Annotated in this window: 19 protein-coding genes and 1 tRNA gene; 10 read left to right on the top strand and 10 right to left on the bottom strand. The window is 71.8% G+C overall.

Annotated features, from left to right (window positions below):
* The first annotated feature begins 85 nt into the window (after window positions 1-85).
* Window positions 86-1,270, top strand: coding sequence for a glycoside hydrolase family 3 N-terminal domain-containing protein (locus CFK39_RS12035; protein ID WP_245822548.1), 1,185 nt, complete (start codon window positions 86-88; stop codon window positions 1,268-1,270).
* A gap of 223 nt (window positions 1,271-1,493) precedes the next feature.
* Here the strand turns inward: CFK39_RS12035 and thiD are convergent, their stop codons facing one another.
* Complete coding sequence (gene thiD, locus CFK39_RS12030; RefSeq protein ID WP_089065663.1) at window positions 1,494-2,366, bottom strand: bifunctional hydroxymethylpyrimidine kinase/phosphomethylpyrimidine kinase; 873 nt, start codon at window positions 2,364-2,366, stop codon at window positions 1,494-1,496.
* 348 nt (window positions 2,367-2,714) lie between these two features.
* Between thiD and CFK39_RS12025 the strand changes: the two genes are divergently transcribed.
* A complete protein-coding gene (locus CFK39_RS12025) occupies window positions 2,715-3,482 on the top strand; it encodes a hypothetical protein (RefSeq protein ID WP_245822546.1) in 768 nt (255 codons plus the stop codon).
* Between the two features lie 53 nt (window positions 3,483-3,535).
* Window positions 3,536-4,342: a flagellar basal body-associated FliL family protein gene (locus tag CFK39_RS12020; protein ID WP_089065662.1), complete on the top strand. Its 807-nt coding sequence runs from the start codon at window positions 3,536-3,538 to the stop codon at window positions 4,340-4,342.
* Window positions 4,343-4,351: 9 nt separating this feature from the next.
* Here CFK39_RS12020 and cls read toward each other — a convergent pair whose 3' ends face one another.
* The 4 genes from cls to CFK39_RS12000 form a co-directional block, all read right to left on the bottom strand.
* Window positions 4,352-5,824 carry a cardiolipin synthase gene (cls, locus tag CFK39_RS12015; protein WP_420836222.1) on the bottom strand — a complete coding sequence of 491 codons (1,473 nt, stop codon included), beginning with the start codon at window positions 5,822-5,824 and terminating at the stop codon, window positions 4,352-4,354.
* Window positions 5,825-5,933: 109 nt separating this feature from the next.
* The gene (locus CFK39_RS12010) at window positions 5,934-6,833 is read right to left on the bottom strand and encodes a Bax inhibitor-1/YccA family protein (RefSeq protein ID WP_089065660.1); all 900 of its coding nucleotides are present in this window, start codon (window positions 6,831-6,833) and stop codon (window positions 5,934-5,936) included.
* Between the two features lie 139 nt (window positions 6,834-6,972).
* The gene (locus CFK39_RS12005) at window positions 6,973-8,109 is read right to left on the bottom strand and encodes a trans-sulfuration enzyme family protein (RefSeq protein ID WP_089065659.1); all 1,137 of its coding nucleotides are present in this window, start codon (window positions 8,107-8,109) and stop codon (window positions 6,973-6,975) included.
* Window positions 8,110-8,209: 100 nt separating this feature from the next.
* Complete coding sequence (locus CFK39_RS12000) at window positions 8,210-9,625, bottom strand: MFS transporter (protein WP_089065658.1); 1,416 nt, start codon at window positions 9,623-9,625, stop codon at window positions 8,210-8,212.
* Window positions 9,626-9,760: 135 nt separating this feature from the next.
* Between CFK39_RS12000 and CFK39_RS11995 the strand changes: the two genes are divergently transcribed.
* Complete coding sequence (locus CFK39_RS11995) at window positions 9,761-10,870, top strand: ROK family transcriptional regulator (RefSeq protein ID WP_089065657.1); 1,110 nt, start codon at window positions 9,761-9,763, stop codon at window positions 10,868-10,870.
* A gap of 36 nt (window positions 10,871-10,906) precedes the next feature.
* Here CFK39_RS11995 and CFK39_RS11990 read toward each other — a convergent pair whose 3' ends face one another.
* Both CFK39_RS11990 and CFK39_RS11985 read right to left on the bottom strand, forming a co-directional pair.
* Complete coding sequence (locus CFK39_RS11990) at window positions 10,907-11,665, bottom strand: YggS family pyridoxal phosphate-dependent enzyme (protein WP_089066424.1); 759 nt, start codon at window positions 11,663-11,665, stop codon at window positions 10,907-10,909.
* Between the two features lie 49 nt (window positions 11,666-11,714).
* Window positions 11,715-11,788 (bottom strand) — tRNA-Leu (locus CFK39_RS11985).
* 61 nt (window positions 11,789-11,849) lie between these two features.
* Here CFK39_RS11985 and CFK39_RS11980 point away from each other — a divergent pair.
* Both CFK39_RS11980 and CFK39_RS11975 read left to right on the top strand, forming a co-directional pair.
* Complete coding sequence (locus CFK39_RS11980) at window positions 11,850-14,009, top strand: helicase-associated domain-containing protein (RefSeq protein ID WP_089065656.1); 2,160 nt, start codon at window positions 11,850-11,852, stop codon at window positions 14,007-14,009.
* A gap of 187 nt (window positions 14,010-14,196) precedes the next feature.
* Window positions 14,197-14,466, top strand: coding sequence for a hypothetical protein (locus CFK39_RS11975; protein WP_089065655.1), 270 nt, complete (start codon window positions 14,197-14,199; stop codon window positions 14,464-14,466).
* 89 nt (window positions 14,467-14,555) lie between these two features.
* Here the strand turns inward: CFK39_RS11975 and gndA are convergent, their stop codons facing one another.
* Window positions 14,556-16,016 carry an NADP-dependent phosphogluconate dehydrogenase gene (gndA, locus tag CFK39_RS11970; RefSeq protein ID WP_089065654.1) on the bottom strand — a complete coding sequence of 487 codons (1,461 nt, stop codon included), beginning with the start codon at window positions 16,014-16,016 and terminating at the stop codon, window positions 14,556-14,558.
* A gap of 196 nt (window positions 16,017-16,212) precedes the next feature.
* Between gndA and CFK39_RS11965 the strand changes: the two genes are divergently transcribed.
* From CFK39_RS11965 to CFK39_RS11950, 4 genes are all read left to right on the top strand, one after another.
* Window positions 16,213-17,877 (top strand): DNA repair helicase XPB, encoded by a 1,665-nt coding sequence (locus CFK39_RS11965; RefSeq protein WP_089065653.1) that lies wholly within the window; start codon window positions 16,213-16,215, stop codon window positions 17,875-17,877.
* A 106-nt stretch (window positions 17,878-17,983) separates the two neighbouring features.
* Window positions 17,984-18,436 carry a LapA family protein gene (locus CFK39_RS11960; RefSeq protein WP_089065652.1) on the top strand — a complete coding sequence of 151 codons (453 nt, stop codon included), beginning with the start codon at window positions 17,984-17,986 and terminating at the stop codon, window positions 18,434-18,436.
* Between the two features lie 54 nt (window positions 18,437-18,490).
* A complete protein-coding gene (locus tag CFK39_RS11955) occupies window positions 18,491-19,210 on the top strand; it encodes a response regulator transcription factor (RefSeq protein WP_089065651.1) in 720 nt (239 codons plus the stop codon).
* 36 nt (window positions 19,211-19,246) lie between these two features.
* Window positions 19,247-20,815 (top strand): sensor histidine kinase, encoded by a 1,569-nt coding sequence (locus tag CFK39_RS11950; protein WP_245822544.1) that lies wholly within the window; start codon window positions 19,247-19,249, stop codon window positions 20,813-20,815.
* A gap of 10 nt (window positions 20,816-20,825) precedes the next feature.
* On the opposite strand, the gene CFK39_RS11945 is transcribed toward CFK39_RS11950, so the two are convergent.
* Window positions 20,826-21,380 carry a DUF4031 domain-containing protein gene (locus CFK39_RS11945; protein WP_089065649.1) on the bottom strand — a complete coding sequence of 185 codons (555 nt, stop codon included), beginning with the start codon at window positions 21,378-21,380 and terminating at the stop codon, window positions 20,826-20,828.
* Window positions 21,377-22,645, bottom strand: coding sequence for a DUF418 domain-containing protein (locus CFK39_RS11940; protein WP_089066423.1), 1,269 nt, complete (start codon window positions 22,643-22,645; stop codon window positions 21,377-21,379). The genes CFK39_RS11945 and CFK39_RS11940 overlap by 4 nt, the downstream gene beginning before the upstream one ends.
* Window positions 22,646-22,662: the final 17 nt, after the last annotated feature.

The raw sequence follows: 22,662 nt of genomic DNA, 5'->3' as shown, positions 1-22,662 counted from the left end.
GGGGCCACCCTACGGTGGCGCGGACGGATCGGTGGCCCGCGCGCCCACGTCTGCCAGCCTCGTCCCTGCGTGGAAGACTCGCCATATGAGACGTCGTCATCTGCTGGCCCTGGCCCCGGTCGCGGCGCTCGCCGCCTGCACGCCCGAGGACCCGAGGTCGCCGGCCAGCACCGGCGCGAGCAATGCCGGCGGTGAGGAGCCCGGCACAGATCCCACGACCGAGGCCACCACCGCTCCGCCGAGCCCGGCCGAGCTGCTACTGGCCGAGCTCTCCCCACGGGAGCTCGCAGGTCAGCTGGTCCTGGTGGGGATCCCAGCGGGCAGCGAGATCCCGTCAGAGGTGCTGTCGGAGCATCACGCCGGGGGGATCTTCCTGCTGCAGGTCTGGGAGAGCGCCGACGCGGTCGACAGCATGATCGCCACCGCCCACGAGGGCTCCCGCCCCGACCTCCCGCCGCTGATCGCCGTGGACCAGGAGGGCGGGCAGGTGAGGATGCTGCGCGGGGACGCCGCACGCCGCACTCCCTCGGCCGAGGAGCTCGGTGCCCAGGGTCCCCGCGCCGTGACCGAGGCTTACACCAGCATCGGCGAGGACCTCTCCGCACGCGGCATCCAGGTGGCCCTCGCCCCGGTCGCCGACGTCGTGGATCCCGACCTCGGCAGGGCCAACGGACCGGTCGGTGCGCTGGGGCGCGGATTCGGCACCGACCCGGAGGCGGTCGGGGACTGCGTGGTCGCGGCGACGGAGGCGCTCGCCGCACAGGGAGTGGCCGCGACTCTCAAGCATTTCCCCGGCCTGGGCCGGGTGGAGGAGAACACCGATTTCTCCGCTGCGGGCATCGAGGACCCGGTCACCGATGCCGGGGATCCGTTCCTGGAGTCCTTCCGGGCCGGGATCGGGGCCGGGGCGGGTCTGGTGATGATGTCCTCGGCGATCTATCCCCGGCTGGAGCCGGACGTGCCCGCGATGTTCTCTGCCGCCGCGGTCGAGGATCTCCTGCGCGGTGAGCTCGGCTTCAGCGGCCTCGTGGTCTCCGACGACGTCGGCGCCGCGGAGGCTGTCGCCTCGGTGCCGGTGCCCGAGCGTGCCACCCGGCTGCTCGCGGCCGGGGGTGACGTGGTGCTGACCGCCGACGCCTCGCTCACCGGTGAGCTGGTCGACGCGATCCAGGACTGGGCCGACCAGGGCGAGGAGCAGGCCCGGCGGGTGCGGGAATCCGCCGGGAGGATGCTCGCGCTCAAGGAGGAGCTGGGGCTGCTGGAGCAGTAACGGACCGGAAGTGACCCGCCATAGGTGGCACCCCTCGAGTGGCACCCCGTGAGTGGCACGCCGAGCCATTCCCCGATCCCGTTCACTGGTGAGTGATATCGGGGAACAGCCACAAGGAGCCCGCGCGTCGGCGGCTCAGTCCCGGCGCGTCGGCGGCTCGGTCCCGGCGAGCCGGCGCTTCCGGCCCGGCGCGTCGGCGGCTCAGTCCCGGCGCGTCGGCGGCTCAGGTGTCGAGCGTGATCAGGTGGTTCAGCGGCCCGTAGCCGCCGGAGCGCCGCGAGAGCTTCCAGTCCTGGGCGTTCTCGGTCGCGCTGGCGACGAACTCGCGGGCGGAGGCGACGATGGTGACCAGGTCGTCCTCGGCCCCGGCCTCCCCGATCTCCCCCAGCTGCCCGGCCCGGTCGAAGCCGGCGATGCGGGCGAGCTGTGCGGCGATCGCGGCCGACAGGGTCGAGCCCGCCCCACGGACCCGGCGGCCCGGCACTCGGCGGGCACGCAGCAGGTCGGTGCCGGCGGCATGGACCAGCACATCGACCACGTCCTCACCCTCCAGGCGCCCCCCGGTGATCAGCACGGCACCGGGCCCCATCGCCTGCAGCGCCAGGGCCTGTTCCCGGATCTCCTCGATCGAGGTGGCCAGCGGCCGTCCCAGCAGCTGCGCCGCCTCCGCCATGTTCGGGGTGAGCACATCCACCAGCGGCAGCAGCAGCTTCCCAAGCGCGCCGGCCCCCTCGGCGGAGATCAGAGGCGTGCCGTGGGCGCTGACCATCACGGGGTCCAGCACGATCCGCCCCAGGCGGTCCCGGTGCTCCCGGACCGCTCCGGCGACCGCTTCCACGACCGCGGCACTGCCGAGGGCCCCGATCTTGGTCGCGTCCAGCCGCAGGTCGGCGGCGACCGCATCGATCTGCCCGCGCACGACGTCCGCCGGGAGGGGGTAGGTGCCGTGGACCTCATGGGCGGTGATGGTCGAGACCATGCTGACCGCACTGGCCCCGTAGGCACCCAGGGCTGTGAACGTCTTCAGATCCGCCTGGAGGCCCGCGGCCCCGTCGGACTCGGAGGCGGCGATCGTCAGGACGAGGGGCGGGCGCATGCAGTCTCCATCTCTCGGGGTCCCGGGCTCCGACGGCTGCGCGGAGCCGGGCGGGGCGAGGCGCGGGGCCTGCTCCGTCAGCGGAGAGTATCAACCGTGCCTGGCCTCTCCCTCCGGATCTGCGAACTATCCTGGTCGCCGGAGCACGGACCGGGCGTGCGAGAATCACCCGGGGGTCGGGGAGGTGACGATGAGCCAGGAGCCAGGCGATGAGCGGCGCTCGACGGATTCCGGCCTGCCCGATTTCTCCGCATCGTCCTCGCAGGACCTGCCGAGCTTCGACTCCGATCACGGTCCCGCCACCCTCGGTGCCCCAGTGAGCGCGCGCTGCGCCGCTCCCGCACCACCATGCTGGTCGTCCTCGGCGGTGCGGTGGTGCTGCTGGCCGTGATCGCACTGGTGCTGTCCCAGACCGTCTTCCGCTCGGCCCTGGATGATCCCGGCCCCACGGCGTTCCCGACCTCCGAGCGCTCCGCTGAGGGCCGGTCCGAGTACGTGCCCGATCCGGAGGAGCCGGAGATCGCGCCTCCCCCGCCGATCTTCACCCAGGCGCCGACCACCGAATGCACCGTTCCGGAGAACACTCGGGCCGCTCCGGCCTCCGGCATCGGGAAGATCCGCGGCGGCGACCTCGAGTTCACCGTGCCGGAGAGCTGGGGCGCGGGCTGGATCACGAGCTCGCTGCCCTATCTCACCGAGATCGGCGCCGATGCCCGTCAGGTCGAGGGCAACTGGTACAGCGTGGTCAACCTGGGCCGTGTCACCTTCGGCGAGGACGAGGGCGGCTACCCGGGGCGCGAGAACGCGGCGGTCGCGATCTTCCAGTGCTATGCCACCACCGCGGGCGTCGTCTCCTTCTTCGGCGATCACCCGGAGGTGACCGACTACCGTTCCGAGGCCCTCACCGTGGATGGCGAGCCTGCCTGGATCGTCCAGGCCACGTACCACTTCGAGGATCCCGAGCAGCTGCAGTCCTCGAGCGCCTCGATCGTCACCGCGATCGTCGTCGAGACTCCCGACGGTCCCAGCGCCCTGGCCAGCGATGTCGCTGCCGACCAGCCCGAGCACGTCCAGAACCTCGAAGACATCATCGCCAGCCTCGACGTCGTCGAGTGACCAGAGGACCGGGCCACCGGTCCAGAACGAGACACCCCGTCTAAGGAGCCCCCGTGCACACCGGACCGCAGTTCCCCACGACCCAGCAGCAGCCCGGCCCCGGCAGTCGCGGCACCGCGCTGCTCATCGGCGGGATCTCGTTCGCCGTCGTGTTCCTGCTGGTCATCGCGGGCACGGTCGGATATCTGGTGCTCCGCCCCGGCTCTGGAGATCCGCAGGCCAGCAGTCCACCGGTCACGGGCTCGACGACCGCCACGGATCCGGCGGGCGCCGATGGCGCGGAGTCGCCCTCCCCCAGCCCGACCGATGTCGAGGCGGAGCGCTGCTGGACCCCGGAGCCCGAGCGGACCTCCACGAACCCCTCGGGAAAGCTGCGCGGCGGCGGTCTGCAGTTCATCCCGCCGGCCATCTACCAGCAGCGCGCCACCCCCTACGGGATCGCCTACACGAACGATCTCCAGGGAGCCCAGGCGCTGGTCGAGAGCTCCTGGTACTCGACCACCTTCGTGGGTGCGGTCGAATGGCAGCCCGGCATCGAGTACCCCGGCGCGGAGGTCGCCTCGCAGACGATCGTGAACTGCTTCTTCTACTCGAGCATCTGGGGCGATACCACGGGCCGGACCCTGGATGACGAGATCACCGAGCCGGTCACGATCGCCGGGAACCCCGGATACCGGACCACGGCCACGGTGAACTTCGCCTCCGCTCCTATGGAGAAGACCGACGCGACCGAGCTGGTCATCGTGGTGCTGGAGACCGCTGAGGGCCCCAGCGTCTTCGGCACCGAGACCGCCCTCGGCGTCACCGAGCACGAGGAGGCGGCCGCCGAGGCCTACGAGTCCCTCACCGGGGTCTCCTGAGCGCTCTCGTCAGACCACTGCGGAGGCCAGGCGGCAGAGGTTGTCGAGGACCTGCATCGTGCGCGGCCGCTGCTGCCATTCCTCGAGGGTGAGCTCGCGGCTGCGGGAGCGGTAGGTGTCCTCCACCTCCCGCATCTTCTGCATCGCGTCGGTGCCTCCGATCATCAGCGAGCACTCCATCTGCAGCAGGAACGAGCGGATGTCCATGTTCGAGGAACCGATCACCGTCACGGAATCATCGATGGTGAGGTGCTTGGCGTGGAGGATCGTGGGGGCGCGGTAGAGCCAGATCTTCACCCCCGCTTCCAGCAGCACCGAGTAGTACGAGCGCTGCGCGTGGAAGACCAAGAACTGGTCACCGATCTCGGAGACGAACAGCTCGACCTCCACCCCGCGCCGGGCAGCGGTGACCAGTGCGGCGAGCATCGACTCATCCGGCACGAAATAGGGGGAAACGGCGACGATGCGCCGTGTGGCGGAATAGAACAGCTGGTTGAACAGGGCCAGGTTGTTCTCCGAGACGAAGCCGGGGCCGCTGGGGACCAGCTGGCACTCGTAGGTCCCGGAGGTGTCGGGGGAGCGCTTCACCACCGTCTCCATCTCGAGCATCTGCTCGGACTCGTAGAACCAGTCCGTGGCGAACAGCAGGTTCAGCTCGGAGACGATCGGACCGCGGAAGCGGGCCATCGTCTCCTGCCAGTGCAGGCCCCGGCGGATGTTCGCGGGTTTGTCGTAGTGGGAGGCGATGAGGTTCTGGCTGCCCATCCAGCCGATCTCGCCGTCCACGATCACCATCTTGCGGTGGTTGCGCAGATCTGGGCGCTGGAAGGCACCGTCGCGGATGGGCTGGATCGGGTTCATCGGGAAGTGCTCGATGCCGTGGGCGTCGAGCTTCCGACGCATCGCCCGGTACTGCGTGCGGTGGCTGAGCGCACCCCAGTGGTCGTACAGGACCCGCACCGTGACCCCGGCGTCCGCCCGCTCCGCGAGCGCCTCGAAGAAGTCCTCGGTGACCTCGTCGAGGCCCATGATGTAGAAGAGCACGTGCACGTTCTCGCGTGCAGAGCGCACGTCGGCCGCCATCGCCGCGATCGAGGTCTCGTAGTCGATCTCGAGATCCGCGGAGTTGTTGCCGGTCAGCGGGAAGGCGCCGAGCTCCCGGTTCAGCCGCACTGCGGACTGCATCCAGCTGGGCACGTCCTCGTCGAGCTCGCTGTCGGGGATGTTCTGCGCCCGCACCCGCATCAGCCGGTTCACGACCTGCTGCTTCTCACGCCGCGCGCGCGGAAGCCGCGCCTTGCCCAGCAGCAGGTACAGCGGGAAGCCGATCAGCGGCAGCACCATGATCGCCAGCAGCCAGGCGATCGCCGAGCCGGGGCGACGGTTCCGCGGCACGACGATCAGGCTCACCAGGCGCAGCACGATATCCACGGCGAAGTAGACGTACGGGAGCCAGAGGGCCCCGTGGTCCACGACCCACATCCAGGCGTCGGTCATCGGTGATCCTCTCGCGGGGAAGCAGAACGGCGGGCCCCGGGGGGGGACCCGCCGTTCAGCATACGGGCGCGGACCGTGCCGCGCCGTGCCCTGCTCAGTCCCCGCGCAGGATCGCGAGGATCCGCAAGATCTCGATGTACATCCACACCATGGTGACCGCGAGCCCGAAGGCGACGCGCCAGGCGTACTTGCGCGGGACCCCGCCCTCGACGGCGCGCTGGACGTCCTCGAAGTCCATCACCAGCGAGTAGGAGGCCATCACCACGGCGAGGCCGCCGATGGCCAGGCCCAGCATGCCGTCACGCAGGTTCTGGCCGGTCATCAGCATCAGCCCGATGTTGACCAGTCCGAACAGCAGGTACGCGATCATCGCGACGAAGAAGATCTTGTTCAGGCGCGGCGAGGTGCGCAGCACCCCCATGCGGAACAGCACCAGCACGGTGCCGGCCACCGCGAGGGTGCCCACCACGGCCTGCAGGGCGATGCCGGGGTAGAAGTACTCCAGGGTGCCGCTGATCCCGCCGAGGAACAGGCCCTCGAAGCCGGCGTAGGCGATCACCGCGACCGGGGAGGGCTGCTTCTTGAAGATGTTGACCAGCGCGGCGACCAGGCCGCCGATCACGCCGATCAGAGTGGCGACACCGGTGATCGCCAGGCCCGCCTGGGCACCGGCCTCGCCGGCCACGAGGGACAGCGCGTAGGGGAGCAGGGCGACCGCGAAGCCGACCACGACGATGATGCCGAGGGTCGCGGTGATCGCGTTCAGCGCATCCTTGAGGGTCATCCGCCCGGTGTCATGCCCCGTCGCGGAGGGGCGGGCGTAGATCGCCTCGAGCGAGTCGCCCTGCTGTGCTCCCTGCGGGGCGAAGCCCGAGGACCACTGGGTGTCCTGTGCCGGGGCGGTCCGGGCGCTCTGACCGAATTGGGGGGCGTGGTGGTTCGCACCGCCTCGCACGGACTGATCGCGGCCGAACACGATGTTGTGGCGTGCCATGTGGCTCCTCACGTGGGATCGGGGGTCCTGCGCGGACGCCGTGGGGCGACCGTGGACCGACCCGGGCATCCTACCGTCGGATCCCGAGACCCTGCTGTGTGCGCGCTCCGCTCCGAGCGAAGCGCGCAGCGGGCGACGTTCAGCGAGCAGCCGCGGCGAGCGCCTGATCGAGATCGTCCAGCAGGTCCTGGAGGTCCTCGATGCCGACGCTCAGGCGCAGCAGCTCCGCGGAGATCCCCGCAGCCTGCCGCGCCTGGTCCGTCATGGCCTCGTGCGTCATCGTGGCCGGGCGGCAGATCAGGGTCTCGACCCCGCCGAGGCTCACCGCATAGGCGGGATAGCGCAGCGCCTCGAGGAAGGCGATGCGGTCCAGACCCTCCTCCAGCTCGAAGGACAGCACCGCGCCCGTGCCGGTGGCCTGGGAGGCGTGGATGCGGGCCTCCTGCTCGCTGTGGGAGCCGGGGTACCAGACCCGGGCGATGTCCTCACGGCCGCGCAGATGCGTCACGATCGCCGCCGCATTGGCCTGCTGCCGTTCGAGCCGCAGCGGGAGGGTCTTGATCGACTGGATGAGCCGGAAGGAGTCCTGCGGGGCGAGCACCCCGCCCTGTGCCTTCTGCGCGAGTGCGAACGCCTCGGCGAGCGCCTCGTCGTTCGTGGTGAGGGCACCGGCCTGCAGGTCGGAGTGCCCGGCGAGGTACTTGGTGGCGGACTGCACGACGACGTCGACCCCCAGCTCGAGGGGTCGCTGCAGCACCGGCGACATGAAGGTGTTGTCGACGATCACCAGCGCCCCGTGGCGGTGCGCGAGCTCGACGATGCGCCGCAGATCGGTGATCCGCAGCGTGGGGTTGGCGGGGGTCTCGACGAAGACCGCCCGGGTCGCGGGGGTGAAGTCCGCATCGGTGAGCGCGCCGAGATCATCGACGAAGCGCCCGGTGACGCCGCGGCCGGGCAGCACCAGGTCCACGAAGCGATAGGTGCCGCCGTACACGCTCGCGGGCAGCAGCACCTCGTCGCCGACGACCAGGGTCGACAGCGCCGCCGCGGTCGCGGCCATCCCTGAGGCGAAGGCGAAGCCGTGCTCCGCGCCGTCGAGGGCGGCCAGCACGGTCTCGAGCTGGGCCCGGGTGGGGTTGGCGCCGCGCTGGTAGGCGAAGGCGCCCTCCTCGCTGGCCCGGTCGAGCTCGAACGTCGAGGCGAGGTGGACCGGCGGGACCACGGCTCCGTGCTCGAAGTCCTGCAGGGTATGCACGGCGGCGGTCTGGATGTGCACGGCGGCTCCTCGCTCCTCGGTTCGGTCTCTCCCCGTCACAGTAGGGCTCCGTGAGGGGGACTCCCGGGATCCGTGACCGTTTGTGACAGCGCAGCGGGGCTCAGGCGTCGGCCAGCACCGGGAGTATGCCGGTGGTGGTGGAGGCCGGCTCGCGCTCCTCGTGCTCCTCGTGCTCCTCCTCCGCCGCGATGACCGGGAGCGAGCCGGTGAAGGTGCCCTCGTGCTCGGCCAGCACGGCCAGGGTGCGCCGCGACCGCAGCTGCAGCGCCACCAGGGTCGCGCCGACCAGGACGAATCCGGTGCTCGCCAGCACGATCGCGACCACCATCGGGGCCCGGAAGCCGAGACCGCCGGCGATCACCGCACCGCCGAGGGCGGCACCGAGCGCATTGGCGACGTTGAAGGCGGCGTGGTTCAGGGAGGCGCCGAGCACCTCGGAGCGGTGCGCCACCCGGATCAGCCAGGTCTGCAGCGCGGGGCTCAGCGCCGAGCTGGCGGTGTTGACGGCGAAGAAGCCGATCACCAGGCCGGGCAGCGAGCCGGGGGCGGCGAGGAACAGCCCGATCAGCGCGGCGATGTAGAGCGGGAAGCCCAGCAGCAGGGTGCCCCGCAGGGAGCGGTCGGTGGTGATCCCGCCGAGGACGTTGCCGAGCGTCATGCCCGCTCCCGCAGCGGCGAGCACCCACGGCACCACTGTCGCGGAGCCGCCGGAGATCTGGGTGGTGATGTCGGCGACGTAGCTGAACACGGCGAACCCGCCGGCGAATCCGACCGCCGCGATGGCCATCACGATCCACAGCTGCAGGCGGCGCAGGGCGAGGAGCTCGTCGACCGCACGGCGCCCCGGGACGGCGGGCTGCGGGGGCAGGGTCCACCGCAGGGCGAGCACGGTGGCCAGGAAGATCCCGGCGATCACGAGGTACACGGTGCGCCAGCCGGCCACCTGGCCGAGGGCGGTCATCAGCGGGACCCCGACGAGGTTCGCGACGGTCAGCCCGGACAGCGCGACGGCGACGCCCTTGCCCTGGCTGCCGGGGCCCATCAGGGAGGCGGCCAGCAGCGAGGCGACCCCGAAGTAGGCGCCGTGCGGCACCCCGGCGAGGAAGCGGGCGGCCAGGGTGAGCTCGAAGGTCGGCATCAGCGCGGACAGCACGGTCCCGGCGGCGAGGGCGACGGCGAGCGCGATGATCATGGAGGTCCGGCTCCAGCGCACCGACAGCAGCGCCAGCACCGGGGCGCCGACGACCACGCCGAGGGCGTAGGCGGTGATCAGCCCGCCGGCGCGGGCGATGCCGGCCGTGGGCTCGGCGGCCATCTGCTCGCTCAGCAGCCCGTCCGCGATCCCGGGCAGCAGGCCCATGGTGGCGAACTCGGAGGCCCCGATGCCCACGCCGCCGAGGGCGAGGGCGAGCAGGGCGAGGGTGCGGCGGCGGATGGAGAGCTCGTGCGGGGCGGGGAGGGGGTTCTCGGTCGCCTCGGGCGGCGGTGCCGAGCGGGAAGCGGTGTGGAGCGTCATGGGAGGTCCTCGACGATCGGAGGTGCAGGGTCAGGAGGGCGTCGTCGACCGAGGGACCACAATAAGCCAACGCTGTTGCGTTACGTCAAGGGGGTGCGAGGACAGATCCTCATCACACATCCCGGGCGTGGGAGGATGAGCGGCGTGAGACCGACCGGACCGCTGGACCGCGTGGCAGGCGCCCATGACGCCGCCGTGCTCGCCGTCGCCCGGCGCGGCGAACCGGTCGCCCGCACCGGCCTGGCCGAGGCCCTGCAGGTCACCCCGCAGGCGATCTCGAAGATCCTCACCCGGCTGATGGACCGGGGACTGATGGCCGAGAGCGGCTCCTTCTCCTCCGGGCCGGGAAAGCCCACCACCCTGTACCGGATCGTGCCCGAGTCCCGCCGGGCGATCGGCCTGCATCTGACCCGGACCCGCCTGCACGGGGTGGTGGCGGACCTCACCGGGCAGGTGCTCGAGCGTCGCAGCGTCAGGATCGACCCCGGCCGGCCGGTGCCCGCACTGATCTCTGACCTCGCCGGGACGGCTCGGGAGCTCGCCTGTCACGGCCGGGGGGAGCTGCTCGGGGTGGGCGTCGGGATGCCGGGGCCGGTCGATCCGGTCGAGGGCGTCTACGGCGGCTCGGCCTCCTCCGCCGACGCCTGGCGGGGCGCACCGATCCGCGCCCTGCTGCTCCAGGAGCTCGCACTGCCGGTCCATCTCGATCACGACTCCCGGGCGGCGCTGGTCGGTGAGAGCTGGTCCCAGCCGGGCCTGCTGGACAATGCCGCCCTGGTGCTCGCCGAAGAGGGGCTGGGAGCGAGCCTGCGCCTGGACGGCGTGATCGTGCGCGGCGCCCACTCGCAGGCCGGGGAGGTCGGGCACACCGTGGTGCGGATGGACGGGCTGCCCTGTCCCTGCGGACGCCGCGGCTGCGCCCAGGCCGAGTACCTCGCCGCCCTCGAGGCCGGCGATCAGGAGCTGGCCGCCCGCGTGCTCGCCACCGTGGTGCTGGACCTGGTGCGGCTGGTGGATGTGGACCGCGTGGTGCTCGGCGGCCGCGCCGTCTACGCGCATCACCGGGTGACGATGGAGGCGGTCCGACGAGCTCTCGCCGAGGGACTGCACGGCGAGGCGAGCCTCCATGTGGAGGTGCTGCTGTCCACCCGCGGCATCGATCTGATCGCCGCCGGGGCCGCCTGCCAGGTGCTCGAGCACGAGTACGGGCTGCCGACCGCGCTGGTGGGGCCCGAGCCGGGCTGAGCGCTCCGCCGGTCCGGGGCTCAGCCGGCCCGGTGCTCAGGCAGGGCGGGCCCCGAAGATCGCCGATCCGACCCGGACGATGGTCGCGCCCTCCTCGACCGCGATCTCGAGGTCGCCGCTCATGCCCATCGACAGCTCGGTGAGCTCCTCGGCGCCGAGCTGCTCGCGCACGGCGTCACGCAGCTCCCGCAACCGGTGCAGCGAGGCGCGGACGGCGTCGGCGTCGCTGGTGTTCGCCCCGATGGTCATCAGGCCGACGGGCCGCAGCACGCTGCTGGCCCGCAGCCGCTCGACGATTGGTGCGAGCGCCTCCACGGTGGGGGCGAACCCGCCCTTGGACTCCTCCCCGGAGGTGTTGACCTGCACCAGCACGTCCCGTTGGAGCCCCGCCATCTCGGCGCGGCGCTCGAGCGCATCGGCGATCCCCTCCCGGTCCACGCTGTGGATCGTCTCGGCGAAGGCCACCACGTCCCGGGCCTTGTTGGTCTGCAGCCGCCCGATGAAATGACGGGGCACGCCGTTGTCCGCCAGCAGCGCATCGGCGTGCTTGGCGATCTCCTGGGCCCGGTTCTCCCCCACCGCGACCGGGCGCTCCCGCTCGCGCAGCAGCTCGACCGCGACGGCGATCTCGGCGGGGGCGCGGGTCTTGGTGGCCAGCAGCACCGTGATCTCACGGCCGTCGCGGCCCACCCGGGCGGCGGCGGCGTCCAGGCGCGCGAGCATCTCGTCGAGGCGGGCCGCGAGCTGCTGGCGATGCTCGTCGGCAGCAGCGGTGTCATCAGCAGAGGAGGTCATGTCCACCATTGTGGCCGACGACCGCACCCGCGCGGGATCCCGTCTGAGGTGCCCCCACCGGGACTCGAACCCGGACTGCGCCGATTTTAAGTCGGCCGCCTCTGCCGATTGGGCTATGGGGGCGAGGAGCGGAGCTGACGCGCCGCAGCACCTCACAGCGGGTCAGCCTATGCTGGAATGCATCATGACCGCTGAGATCCGGTCCCTCGCGGACTCCCTGCGACGGTTCGGCGACGATCGCCTCGAGGCCCTGCTCGTCGCCCGACCGGATCTCGCCTCGCCCCTTCCCCGCGGGCTCGGCCCTCTCGCCGCCCGCGCCGGGGGCGCCACCTCCGCCCGCCGCGCCCTGGAGGCGCTGACCCTGCCGGAGCTGCACCTGGTGGAGGCCCTCGCCGTCCTCGAGGACGGCAGCTCCCCCTCGCAGCTGGCCGCCGCCGTCTCCTCGGATCCGGCGACGATCGCCCCCGCCCTCGAACGGCTGATCACCCTCGCTGTGGTCTGGGGCGAGGATCGGCTGTCCCTGATCCGGCCGCTGCGCGACGGGCTCCGCAGCCCCGCGGGGCTCGCGCCGCCGGCAGCCGAGGATCCCTCGGCCGAGGAGGCCCGCCTCCGGGTCGCTCGGGCCCGCCTCGAGCATCCCGAGGCGCTCGAGGCGCTCGCCTGGGGCCCCAGCATCGTCACCGGCCGGGGCCGCCTCGCCCGGGACCTGCTGGCCGCGGGCATCGTGGTCGCCGACGGCGAGACGCTGCACCTCCCCCGCCCGATCCAGCTCGCGCTGCGCGAGGGACGGGTGCGCCGCACCCATGCCGCGCAGCGCCCCTCCCCGAGCGGGCCGGAGCGCACCGAGCGGATCCCCGGCTCCCGCACCGCCCAGGCCGTCGAGCACGCCTTCGAGTCGCTGCGGCTGCTGAGCACGGTGCGCAGCTTCGACGAGGACCCGCCCGGCGTGCTGCGTCGTGGCGGGCTGCCGCAGCGGGATCTGCGCCGGCTCGCCGAGCGGGCCGGGACCACGGTGCAGGGCCTGGCGACCGTGCTGCAATCCGCCTGGCAGGCCGGGCTGATCGGGCACGACGGCCAGGAATGGCGCCCCACGAAGGACTGGGACGCCCACCGCCTGCTCGGCGCGGAGCAGCGCTGGGCCGAGCTGGTGCTGGCCTGGGCCCGCGGCCATCATCTCGCCGCGGTGGTCGGCACCCCGGACTCCTCCGGCACCGGGCGCTCCCTGCTGTCCGACCTCACCCGCCGCGACGGGGTGCGCACCCGGCGCGGCAGCCTGCTGCAGGTGCTGCGCACCACCCCCACCGTCGACGCGACCGAGGACTCCCTCGCCGCGGCGCTCGCCTGGGCGTTCCCGCTGGTCCCGGCCGAGGTGATCCGCGAGGAGACCGCTGCCCTGCTGGTCGAGGGCGCGGTGCTCGGCGTGCTCGACGGCGGGGCCCTCACCGTGCTCGGCCAGGAGCTGGTCCTCGCCCTGGACGAGGAGATCACCCGCGCCGATGACCGGCTCGCCGCCGCGCTCCGGGAGGCCGCCCCGCCGCCGGTGACGGAGGTGCTGTTGGACGCCGATCTCACCGTCGTGGTCCCGGGGCGGCCCGCCGAGTCCCTGCTGTCGCTGCTGGACTGGACGGAGCTGGTCTCCCGCGGCGGGGCGCTCACGCTGCGCTTCACCACCGCCTCCGTGCGCCGCGCGCTCGGGGACGGCCGCGACGGCGAGGCCCTGCTGGCGCTGCTGGAGGAGGTCTCCCGCTCCCCCGTCCCGCAGTCGCTGACCTACCTGCTGCGCGATGAGCAGCGACGCCACGGCCGTGTCCAGGTCTCCCGGGCCACCACCGTGCTCACGGCGGAGGCGGAGGTGCTGGATCTGCTGCAGATCGCGCCCGAAGCCGCGGCGCTCGGCCTGCACCGGCTCGCTCCCACCGTCGTCGTCACCCTCGCGGATCCCGGGTTCGCGTTGCAGGTGGCCCGCCAGGCGGGACTGTCCCCGCAGGCCGTGGGACCGGACGGCCGACCGGTGGCGGAGGAGCTGACCCATTCCCTCCGCGGGGGTCCCGTGGAGCCGGATCTGGTCACCATCGAAGGGCCCGAGCTGCGGGTGCCCGCCGCCGAGGCGGTGGCTCGGCTGCGGGTCGCGGAGGAGGGCGGCGCCGACCTCTCCCTCACCGACCGGTTGCTGGACGCCATCGCCCGCAGCGAGGAGATCCCGCTCGGCATCGTCGACGGACGCGGCGGGGTGGTGGTCAAGCAGGCCCAGCCGCTCTCCCTCGAGGGCGGGAGGCTGCGGGCCCGGGAGGCGGGACGGGATGAGGAGTTCACGGTGCTGGTCCATCGGGTGACGCTGGGCTGACCCCTCACCTCGGGTCACCGACACGCCATGGGGACTCCTCCCCATGGCAGGGGTCCCCTGGTCCACGTAGTATTTCGCTCGCCAGGGCCGGGAGAACGAGGATCGCCGAACACGCGACAGCTCCCGACCTGGGCAGGAGTCCACCCGCGGGCCCTGCGCTCAGACCATCAGGACGAAGGGGATTCCCATGACCTCACCCACCTCGGGCTACGACATCGAGAAGCTCAAGAAGAATGCGCTCATCGCCACCATCATCGGTTTCGTCTGCGGCGGCGCCATCCCGGGCGTCCTCGGGCTGCTCGGCTACCTCAAGGCCGACCAGGAGCCGGAGACCGCGAAGAAGTTCACCAAGTGGGCATGGATCGCCTTCGCCATCATGTGGGTCCTCGCGATCATCCTCATCGTGATCTACGTCGTGGTCATCGTCGCCGCGGTCAGCAGCGGCAGCTCGTACTGACCCCGGCGGGGCTGCCCGCCCCGCGACAGCATGAGGCAGGCCCCGGATCGTTCGATCCGGGGCCTGCCTCATGCTCGGGACCTGGCCGGTCAGTCCTGCTTCGTCTCGCGGCGGTCCTCGGTCCACTCCACGTGGAAGGTGCCCTCGGCGTCGACGCGCTGGTAGGTGTGCGCACCGAAGTAGTCGCGCTGGGCCTGGACCAGGGCGGCCGGGAGCCGCTCGGCGCGGATCGCGTCGTAGTACGACAGGGTCGAGGAGAACACCGGCACCGGGTATCCGCTGGTGGCTGCGAAGGCCACGATGCGGCGCCAGGCGGGGATGCACTTGGCGATCTCGGTGGTGAAGTACTCGTCGCTCAGCAGCAGCGGGAGCGTCGCATTGCGCTCGTAGGCCTCGGTGATGCGGTCCAGGAAGCGGGCACGGATGATGCAGCCGCCGCGCCAGATCCGTGCCATCGCACCCAGGTCGATGTCCCAGCCGAACTCCTCGGCACCGGCGGCGATCTCGTCGAAGCCCTGCGAGTAGGAGACCAGCTTCGCGGCGTAGAGCGCCTTCTGCAGGTCATCGATGAACTGTGCCGGGTCGGCGATCTCGAGCGTCTGCGATTCGGCGGGCAGCACCTTCCGGCCGGCCTCACGCTGCGGCACGGAGCCGGAGGTGGAGCGGGCGAAGGTCGCCTCGGCGATGCCGGTGACCGGGACGCCGAGGTCCAGGGCCGTCTGCACGGTCCAGGCACCGGTGCCCTTCTGGGCGGCCTGGTCGAGGATGACGTCGACGAAGGGCTCACCGGTGCGGGCATCGGTGTGGTGGAGCACCTCGGCGGTGATCTCGATCAGGAACGACTCCAGATCGCCCTTGTTCCACTCGGCGAACACCTCGCCGATCTCGCCGGCGCTCTTGCCCAGCGCCTTGGACATCAGGTCGTAGGCCTCGGAGATGACCTGCATATCGGCGTACTCGATACCGTTGTGGACCATCTTCACGAAGTGACCGGCGCCATCGGCTCCGACATGCGTGCAGCAGGGCGCGCGGTCGACGTGGGCGGAGATCTTCTCGAGCATGGGGCCGAGGCGCGCGTAGGACTCCTTGGTGCCGCCGGGCATGATCGAGGGGCCGTTCAGCGCGCCCTCCTCACCACCGGAGACGCCGGCGCCCACGAAGTGCAGGCCCCTCTCGCGCAGCGCGGCCTCACGCCGACGGGTGTCGGTGAACAGGGCGTTGCCGGCGTCGACGATGATGTCGCCCTCATCCATCAGCCCCGCGAGCTCGTCGATCACGGCGTCGGTGGGCTTGCCGGCCTTGACCATGATGATCGCCGCGCGCGGCTTCTGCAGCGAGGCGACGAAGTCCGCCATGGACTCGGAGGGGAAGAACTCGCCGTCGGAGCCGTGCTCGTCCATGACCGTCTCGGTCTTGCCGACGCTGCGGTTGTGGATCGCGACCTTGAAGCCGTTGCGGGCGAGGTTGCGCGCCAGGTTGGAGCCCATCACCGCCATTCCGGTGACACCGATGTCCGCGGCATCGGCGGGGGACGGAGCGAAACTAGCCATGGGTTCTCCTCAGGTCGGGTGAGTGTCGAGCCGGGCCGGGCGCGCAGCCGACGGAAGGTCGGCGGGCTGGGCGGTCCGGTCTTTCAGCGTCCATCTTAGGGACCTCCGCCCGTCGGTGCTCCGCAGTGCCGAGGCTTGCCGCGTGCACACCCCGGCGGCCCGGTCCCCGACCCCGCCCGCGGCGTAGCCTGAGGGGATGACCGACGGCCCCCTCATCGTCCAGAGCGACAAGTCCCTCCTGCTCGAGGTCGACCATCCCGCGGCGCAGACGGCCCGGATCGCGATCGCCGCCTTCGCCGAGCTCGAACGTGCTCCCGAGCACGTGCACACCTACCGCATCACCGATCTGGGTCTGTGGAACGCACGCGCCGCCGGCTACGACGCGGAGTCGGTGGTCGCGGCGCTGGTGGACCATTCCCGCTACCCGGTTCCCCACTCGCTGCTGATCGACGTCGCGGACACCATGGACCGCTACGGGCGCCTGCAGCTGCATTCCGACCCCATCCACGGCCTGGTGCTGCACGCCCTGGACCGCCCGGTGCTGGAGGAGGTCGCGCGGGCGAAGCGGATCCAGGGCATGCTCGGCGCCCGGATCGACGAGTCGACGGTGGCGGTGCACCCCTCGGAGCGCGGCGCGCTCAAGCAGGCGCTGCTGAAGCTGGGCTGGCCCGCCGAGGACCATGCCGGCTACGTCGACGGCGAGGCGCATCCGATCGACCTCGCCGAGGACGGCTGGTCCCTCCGCCCCTACCAGCAGGAGGCGGTGGACGGTTTCCGCCACGGCGGCAGCGGTGTGGTGGTGCTGCCCTGCGGCGCGGGCAAGACGCTCGTCGGCGCCGCGGCGATGGCGGAGATGGGCCGCACCACCTTGATCCTGGTCACCTCGACGGTCTCGGCCCGGCAGTGGAAGACGGAACTGCTGGCCCGCACGACGCTCACGGAGGAGGAGATCGGCGAGTACTCCGGGGCGTCCAAGGAGGTGCGACCGGTGACGATCGCGACCTACCAGGTGCTGACCATGAAGCGGAAGGGCGTCCATCCGCACCTGGAGCTGATGAGCGCCCGCGACTGGGGCCTGATCATCTACGACGAGGTGCATCTGCTGCCGGCACCGGTGTTCCGGATGACCGCGGATCTGCAGGCGCGGCGCCGGCTGGGGCTGACCGCCACGCTGGTGCGGGAGGACGGCCGGGAGGGAGAGGTGTTCTCCCTGATCGGGCCCAAGCGCTACGACGCCCCGTGGAAGGACATCGAGGCCCAGGGCTACATCGCCCCCGCGATCTGCACCGAGGTGCGGGCCACCATGCCTTCCGCGGACCGCATGACCTATGCGATGGCGGAGGCCGCGGACCGGCCCCGTCTCGGCGCCGCCCATCCGGCGAAGATCGATGTCGTGCAGAGGATCGCGCAGCGCCACCCGGGCGAGCCGATGCTCGTGATCGGCCAGTTCATCGATCAGCTGGAGGAGATCGCCGAGCGGCTGGGCGCGGACCTGATCACCGGGAAGACGCCGGTGCGCCGCCGCCAGGAGCTGTTCGACGCCTTCCGTGCCGGTCGGATCGACCGCCTGGTCGTCTCCAAGGTCGCGAACTTCTCGATCGACCTCCCTGAGGCCTCGGTCGCGGTGCAGGTCAGCGGTGCGTTCGGGTCCCGTCAGGAGGAGGCGCAGCGGCTCGGGAGGCTGCTGCGGCCCAAGGCCGACGGGCGCAGCGCGCACTTCTTCACCGTGGTCATGCGCGATACCCAGGATCAGGACTACGCGGCTCATCGCCAGCGCTTCCTCGCCGAGCAGGGGTACGCCTACACGATCGTGGACGCGGAGGAGCTGGAGCAGCTGGGTCGCGCCGCCGACGGGCGCTGAGCCCTCCCCTGCGGCGCGGCCGGGAGGGGCGGGGACTCGGGCTGACTAGAGTGGATCGTGCATCCCGCCCGCCGCCGCTCCGTCGGCCGTTCCCCAGGAGATCGACATGACCGCCTCCGACGATCCCACCCGCCCCACCGGACCCACCGGCGACGACGACGCGGCCCGCCCCGACTCCCCCGAGGCCCCTGCCACCGGGCGGCGCGCCCCCGCAGAGCCCGGCAGCGGCCGTGAGAAGCACCCCGCCCCGGAGCGCGGCCCCGTCGACGAGCCGCCGGCCGGCGGCGGCGGGAAGACCGCCGGCATGTGGATCGGGCTGATCCTCGGCGCGATCATCCTGGTGATGCTGCTGATCTTCGTGATCCAGAACAACGTCACCGCCGGATTCCAGTACTTCGGCACGCAGTTCGACCTGCCGCTGGGCGTGGCGATGCTCCTCGCCGCGATCGCCGGTGCCCTGGTGATGGCCCTGGTGGGCTCGGTGCGGATGATCCAGATGAGCTGGACGATCCGGAAGCTGCGCAAGCAGCAGGAGAAGGTCCACCGCGCCACCCGCTGATCCCGTCCAGCTGACGTCCAGCCGATTCCCAAGCTCGAGGAGGACGGTGGTCTCATGACATCGCATGAGGACCAGGACTACGAGGCTCGACTCCTCGTCGTCGACGACGAACCCAATATCCGCGACCTGCTCGCCACCTCGCTCCGCTTCGCCGGCTTCGAGGTGTTCACCGCCTCGACCGGCAACGAGGCGATCCGCGAGGCCACGGAGAACCAGCCCGATCTGGTGGTGCTCGACGTGATGCTGCCGGATATGGACGGCTTCACCGTGACCCGCCGCCTGCGCAGCCGGGGCGAGAAGTACCCGATCCTCTTCCTCACCGCCAAGGACGAGACGCAGGACAAGGTCGCCGGCCTCACCGTCGGCGGCGACGACTACGTCACCAAGCCCTTCAGCCTCGAGGAGGTCGTGGCGCGCATCCGGGCGGTGCTGCGCCGCACCCACGGCGATACCGAGGCGACGGTCGACAGCGCTCTGGTGGTCGCCGATCTGCGCTTGGACGAGGACTCCCACGAGGTCCACCGCGGCGAGGTGAACATCGAGCTGTCCCCCACCGAGTTCAAGCTGCTGCGGTACCTGATGCTCAACGCCGGCCGGGTGGTCTCCAAGACCCAGATCCTGGACCATGTCTGGGACTACGACTGGTCCGGCGAGGTGGGCATCGTCGAGTCCTACATCTCCTACCTGCGCCGCAAGATCGATGTGATCGGCGATCCGATGATCCACACCAAGCGCGGCATCGGCTACGTGCTGCGCGCCCCCGAAGGTTCCTGAGGGTTGGCCCTGCCGAGCCTGCGCGCGGAGCGGCCCGTGTCCCTGTGGACCCGGATCGTCGCCCTGATCTCGCTGCTGCTGGTGCTCGGCACCGTCGTCACCGGGAGCCTGTCGCTGTTCCTGCTGAACCGCACGCTGATCCAGTCGGTCGACAGCAACCTGCAGTCCGGGATGGGCGAGATGCTCACCCTGGCCCGGCATGAGCTGGCCGGGGACGAGGACGCGATGCAGAACAGCGCCTACACGCCGGTCGAGTACGCGGTGGAGATCCGGGACCGGCATGGCCGGTCGATCGAGCAGGCCGTGGTCCACTACGGGCCGGGGAACGTCACCCTCCCCTTCCCGGATCTGAGCAAGGAGGAGATCCTCCAGCGCGGGGGGCGGCCCTTCACGGTGCTGGACTCCGCGGAGAACCGTTGGCGCGTGGTCGCCATGCTGAACCCTGCGCCCGACGGGGGCAGCGTCTACGTGGCGCTGCCGCTGACCGGGGTGGACCGCACGATGCACGAGATGGCGCTGATCATCGTGCTGGTCGGCACGCTGGTGGTGCTGGTGGGCATGGGGCTGGGCGGCTATGTGACCCATCGTGCGCTGGAGCCGCTGCGCGACGTCGAGTCGACCGCCTCCCAGATCGCCGGCGGCGACCTCTCGCGCCGCGTCCCGGTGACCGACACCAGTCTCGAGGTGCACGCCCTGGCGCTGTCGCTGAACGAGATGCTGGTGCGCATCGAGCAGTCCTTCGCGGCGCAGTCCGCCTCGGAGGAGAAGGCGACGAGGTCCGAGGCGAGGATGCGGCGCTTCGTCGGCGATGCCTCCCATGAGCTGCGCACCCCGCTCGCGGCGATCCGCGGCTTCGGCGAGCTGTACCGGATGGGCGCCCTGCCGCAGGACGAGGACGTCGCCTCGGCGATGCGGCGCATCGAGGACGAGGCGCGACGGATGGGCTCGCTGGTGGAGAACCTGCTGCGCCTGGCCCGGCTCGATGAGAAGCCCGCGCTCGACCTCGAACCGGTGGACTTCACCGATGCCCTCTTCGACGCCGCCCAGGACCTGCGCGCCCTGGACCCGGGCCGGCAGGTGATGGTGACCTCGCTGTCGGGGACGCCGCTGTCGGTGCAGCCGCACCTGTCGATCGGGGTGCTCGGCGACGAGGCCTCCCTGCGGCAGGTGATCCTGAACCTGGTGGGCAACGCGAACCGACACACCCCCAAGGGCTCGCCCGTCGAGTTCGCGGTGGGCTACACCTCGCCGGACCGGGTGCGCATCGAGATCCGTGACCACGGCGCGGGTATCGACGACGACCAGCGCGAGAAGGTGTTCGAGCGCTTCTATCGCACCGACTCCTCCCGGGTGCGAGCCGCATCCCAGGGCGGTGGCGCGGGGCTCGGTCTCTCGATCGCGGCGTCGATCGTGCAGCAGCATCGCGGAGACATCGGGGTCACCGGGACCGAGGGCGGGGGCGCCACCTTCTGGGTCGAGCTGCAGGGGACGGAGATCGCTGCGGAGCAGCAGGTCGAGCCCGACCAGCGCCGGGCGCTCGGCCACCGCCCCCATGGGGAGGCCTCCCCGTCGTCCGCGGATCCCGAGCCGGGCCCGACCGACTGAGCGGGCCCGCTCACGGGGCCGGCGTCGGCCCGTCCATCACCTGGCCCACGAAGCCGGTCCCGGTCCGGGCGAGCGAGAGGGCCTCCAGCTGTGCCAGCATCTTCTCGGCGCTGCGGCGGCCGAGGGCATCGTGGGCCTCGATCCGCGCAGCCCCCTCCGGCGTGTCACGGCTGAGGCGGAAGGAGCCGGGGCGCTCGGGCAGCGGGTCCACATGGCCGAGCATCCCGACGATGAGGTCCTGCGGCACCGGTTCCAGGCCGAGCTCGGCGGCGTGCTCCGCGCTGCGCCGGGCCCGCGCGGCAGGGCGGTCCCGCAGCCTGATCCGCAGTCCGGAGGCGATGAGGATCCGGGTCAGCTCCCCGTCACCGACGACGCGCACCCCCGCCGCTGCCAGTGCGTCCCGAGCGGCGGTGGGCCAGTCGTAGTGGTCGAGGTCGAAGGAGCGCGGCGGCAGACCGGCCCGCGCCGCGATCTCGTGCAGCTCGGCCAGCGAGGTATCGGAGATCAGGTGCCCCCACAGCATCCCGTGGCGGGGCCAGCGCGGAGTGTCGGCGAAGACGGTCATGGACGGGCTCCCTTCGAGATGGACCTCGGAGGGAGCACCCGATGCGCCTGCCCCGGACGGGAGGAGCCGGCGGTGGAGGAGCCGGCCAGGCGCCGCAGCAGCACCTCGAGCGGGCCGCGGCGCTCGCGGCGGTGCAGCGCGAGCGCGAGCGGGATCATCGCCGCCCAGCCCAGCACCGCGATCCCGGCGGTCCCGGCGCTGCCGAGGGTGGCGCCGAGGTCGAGGGTGTACGGCGGGAACAGCGCCAGGTACAGCACCGACTGGGCGATATAGGCGCTGAGCGAGACGGTGCCGAGCGCTTCGATGCCGCGCACCGCGGACCCGTTCGCCGCGGCCAGGAGGCTCCCCTGCTGCGCTCCGCCGCGACGGATCCGTTCCGCGAGCAGGGCTGCCGCGGCGGCGAGCCCGAGGGCCCCGGCCAGGCCGGAGTACTGGTGCAGCAGGCCCAGCAGACCCAGCACGAGGGCGCTGTCGACGTGGGTGTGTGCGGGGTCGAGCACCAGCACCGCGGTCAGCGGCACCGCGCCGAGCAGACCGCTCAGCAGCCCACAGCGCATCAGCGGGATGAGCAGGTCACGGTTGGCCTCGACCTGCTCGAGCAGATGGATACGGGCCGCGATCGCCCCCAGCGCCATCGGGGCGAGCAGCGCGATATCGGTGATCACGGCGAGGCCGACCTCGCGCAGGGCCTCGTCGGCGCGGATCTCCAGCGAGGCGAGGTAGGTGGGGGCGGAGGCCGCAGGGTATCCGCTCTGCCCGGTCAGGCCGATGGTGCCGTCCACCCACCCCCACACCCCGAGGGCGGGCAGGGCCAGCACCCCCGCCAGCGGCAGCGCGACCCGGTGCCGGGAGATCAGCAGCACCACGAACATGCCGATGATGGCGTAGGCGACCAGGATGTCCCCGGAGAACAGGAAGACGGCGTGGGCCAGGCCGATGGCCAGCAGCACCAGGTGGCGGCGCCCCATCCGCAGGATGAATCCTCGTACGCTCTCCCCGCGGTCCCGGGACCGGCGGTAGAGCACGCCGATGCCGTAGCCGAACAGCAGCGCGAACAGCGGGAAGCCGCGGTTGTCGGCCAGCAGCGCGATCAGCACGTCGACCGTGCGATCCAGGCCCGTGGCCTCGCGCTGCTTCAGCAGCACCGTCCATTCCTGACCGTGCAGCCAGCCCACCATGTTGGCCAGCGCGATGCCCAGCAGCGAGATCCCGCGAGCGAGGTCCGGCCCACCGGCGCGACGGGCGAGCGGGAGGGAGGTCGTCACCGCGCCCGGCACCACGG

The sequence above is a fragment of the Brachybacterium avium genome (genome assembly GCF_002216795.1).
Classification (GTDB): Bacteria; Actinomycetota; Actinomycetes; order Actinomycetales; family Dermabacteraceae; genus Brachybacterium; species Brachybacterium avium.
This window is presented reverse-complemented; position numbering and strand designations above follow the sequence as displayed.